Source organism: Mesorhizobium sp. ZC-5 (assembly GCF_025753855.1).
Classification (GTDB): Bacteria; Pseudomonadota; Alphaproteobacteria; order Rhizobiales; family Rhizobiaceae; genus Neomesorhizobium.
The window spans coordinates 1-3077 of the sequence record NZ_JAOWPT010000036.1; the positions used below are offsets into that span (position 1 = coordinate 1).

General features: G+C 62.7%; 2 protein-coding genes and 2 pseudogenes. 3 read left to right on the forward strand and 1 reads right to left on the reverse strand.

Going from position 1 to position 3077, the window contains the following annotated elements:
* The 3 genes and pseudogenes from tnpB to OHD58_RS30290 form a co-directional block, all read left to right on the forward strand.
* The coding region (gene tnpB / locus OHD58_RS30280; RefSeq protein ID WP_263807285.1) for an IS66 family insertion sequence element accessory protein TnpB at nt 1–378 on the forward strand (378 nt) is incomplete at its 5' end.
* A 30-nt stretch (nt 379–408) separates the two neighbouring features.
* A complete protein-coding gene (gene tnpC / locus OHD58_RS30285) occupies nt 409–2094 on the forward strand; it encodes an IS66 family transposase (protein WP_263807286.1) in 1686 nt (561 codons plus the stop codon).
* Between the two features lie 121 nt (nt 2095–2215).
* Nucleotides 2216–2353: pseudogene (locus OHD58_RS30290) on the forward strand (IS5/IS1182 family transposase); the annotation flags it as partial.
* A 122-nt stretch (nt 2354–2475) separates the two neighbouring features.
* On the opposite strand, the pseudogene OHD58_RS30295 reads toward OHD58_RS30290, so the two are convergent.
* Nucleotides 2476–3077: pseudogene (locus OHD58_RS30295) on the reverse strand (transposase); the annotation flags it as partial.

Consider the following 3077-nt stretch of genomic DNA (forward strand, 5'->3'; position numbering starts at 1 on the left):
GCGGTGGTGGCTTGCCGGAAACCGCTGGCCAAGGCGCTGAAGCGCTCCGATGGCGCCAAAGGCGGCCGGCCGCCCTTTGAAGCGGTGATGATGTTCAAGGTCCTGGTTCTGCAGGCGCTGGAGGTCCTCAAACATAATCCCCTTGGGGGCAACCTGTTTTGCTTCAGGGGGAAACGCGGAAATTTGTTGAAGGTCATTTGGCATGATGGCCAAGGAGCATGCCTGTTCACAAAAAGACTCGAGCGCGGCCGATTCATCTGGCCGACAGTTGAGGGTGGAGTTGTGACAGTATCTCCTGCGCAGCTGAGTTATCTATTGTCTGGCATAGACTGGCGCAACGTGGCGTGCAACTCGGGTTGGATAGCATTTTTTTATTGAAAATACAACGGAATTTGATTCAATCGGCGCATGACTTCGAAGCCGGTTGAGCTCCCCTCGGATCTTGCCAGCGCCTACATGGCGCTGCTGGCTGAACGTGAGGCGTTGCAGGCGGAACGGGATATGGCGGTCGCGGATGCTGCCAACTGGCAGGCTGAAGCCGCCAACGCGCAGGCCATGCTGTCCGACACCGAGGCCCGGATTGCGTATCTCGAGCTGCGCATCGAGAAGCTGAAACGCGAACTGTACGGCCAGCGCTCCGAGCGCACGGCGCGGCTGATCGAGCAGTTGGAATTGGAACTCGAAGACCTCGTGACCGCCGCGACCGAGGACGAGCTTGCCGCGCAGGCCGCGGCGGCGAAGACGCAGAAGGTCCGACCGTTTACGCGCAAGCGGCCGGTGCGCAAGCCATGGCCGGATGACATCGAACACGAGCGCGTCGTCATCGACCCTCCAACTGCCTGCGCCTGCTGCGGCGGATTGCGGCTGTCGAAACTGGGTGAGGACGTGACCGAGACGCTGGAAGAGATCCCGCGCCGGTTCAAGCTGATCGCGACGGTGCGCGAAAAGTTCACTTGCCGCGATTGCGAGAAGATCACCCAGCCGCCGGCGCCGTTCCACGCCACGCCGCGCGGCTTCATCGGTCCCCAACTGCTGGCGACAATCCTGTTCGACAAGTTCGGCATGCATGCCCCACTCAACCGCCAGAGCGCGCGCTTCAAGGCCGAGGGCATCGACCTGCCGCTGTCGACGCTGGCCGATCAGGTCGGCCACGGAACCTTCGCCGTCATGCCGCTCTTCCAACTGATCGAGCGCCATGTGCTCGCGGCCGAGCGCCTTCATGGCGACGACACCACCATCCGCATCCTGGCGAAGGGTAAGTGCGCGACTGGACGCATCTGGACCTATACGCGCGACGACCGTCCCTTCGCCGGGCCTGCGCCGCCGGCGGCGATCTACTACGCCTCGAGCGACAGGCGCGGGGAGCATCCTCAGAAACATCTGGCCGGATTCAGCGGCATCCTTCAGTGCGACTGTTACAGTGGCTTTGAGCCGCTGTTCGACCCGCAGCGGAAGCAGCAGCCGATCACGCCGGCATTTTGCTACGCCCATGCGCGACGCGGATTCTTCGAATTGGCCGACATCGCGAAAAAGGCCCGGGATGGCAAGAAGGGCAAACCGATCTCCCCGATCGCGCTGGAGGCGGTCAGACGCCTCGACGCGCTGTTCGAGATCGAGCGCGCCATCAACGGCCGCAGCGCTGACGAGCGGTATGCCGTGCGCCAAGAACAGAGCAAACCACTTCTCGACGACATGCACGCCTGGTTGCTCCGCGAGCGCGATACCCTCTCGCGCTCTTCCGAGGTCCTGAAGCCGATCAATTACATGCTCAGGCGCTGGGCCGACTTCGCCCGCTTCATCGACGACGGCAGGATCTGCCTCAGCAACAACGCGGCCGAAAGAGCGCTGCGTGGCATTGCTCTTGGAAGGCGCAATTGGACCTTCGCCGGTTCCCAGCGCGGCGCAGACCGCGCCGCGGTCATGCTTACCCTCATCACCACGGCACGCCTCAACGACGTCGACCCGAAAGCCTGGCTCGCCGATGTCCTGGCCCACATTGCCGATCTTTCCGCCTCGCGTCTGCACGAATTACTGCCCTGGCATTGGAAGCGCCTGCGTGAAGCAGCCAAGCCCGCCGATCAGCAGGCCGCCTGACCTTCACGCAACGGCATCATAGAGCCCGCCGTGCACGCGCGCGCGTGCCAATCATGCGGCCTTCGTCGGATGCGTACGGAGCACCTCACGCAGGCCGGGCTGTGAAGAACCTGTTCGCCCGTTTGACAAGCACCTCACCAAGGCCGGTTATCTGGCGATGGGTGGGCAGATCGTGGATGCCACGATCGTGGCGGCGCCGAAGCAACGCAATTCCGATGCTGAAAAGGCCGACATCAAGGCAGGAAAGGTGCCGGACGAGTGACAGAAGAAGCCAGCTATAGCGCGGCAATCTGGGAGAGAAGCCGTATTGCCTCACCCTGGAATGCTCCCGAACGATCTTTCCGTTGCCTCACCACAATGTTCCCCTGGGCTGGGATTCGATCAATGCGCGATTAGCTCGATTGCCGACTCCACGTGCATTGGGCCGAACACCATCGCGTGTGCCTTTTCCTTCCGCCAGATCTTCAAGCGCCGCTGCAGCGTGCGCAGAAGCGGATCAGGATATTGTCCCGGCTGCTCCGCCTGCAGACGCACCAGTAATTCGCGGCTCGTCCGCCAAGGCTCTTCGTCGAACCACGCCCGCAACTGGCCTGTGACCTTTACGAGCGGATCCGGTCGGCGACGCCCTCGCTTTTGCCTCGGCTTGGCTCGTGCAGTTGGGCGGACTTCCCCCTCCTTCCAAGCCGTTCGCAGACCCGACAGGAATTGGTCCAGCGCCGGATCGCTCACCAGCGCCGGCGTGCAGGGTTCATCGGCAATGTTGACCAGGCGCTGCTGCGCCGATCGCATCTCCTGCAGCAGCTTTACCGGGTCCAGCCTCGACTGTGTTTGCGCAAGCTTGGCACGAACCGGTTCAGGCGTGCGTGGATCTGCCAGCAGTCGCTGGCAAGGTGTTGCCGCAGGGTGATAGCGCTTGCGCACGCGGGCGCCGTCCCGTTCCTTTCCGGCCAGCTTGAAGGAGGGTTGGAAGAAGTTCACGAACA

Coding starts and splice junctions, on each gene's coding strand:
- tnpC (WP_263807286.1), top strand. CDS start 409: ATGACTTCGAAGCCGGTTGAGCTCCCCTCGGATCTTGCCAGCGCCTAC.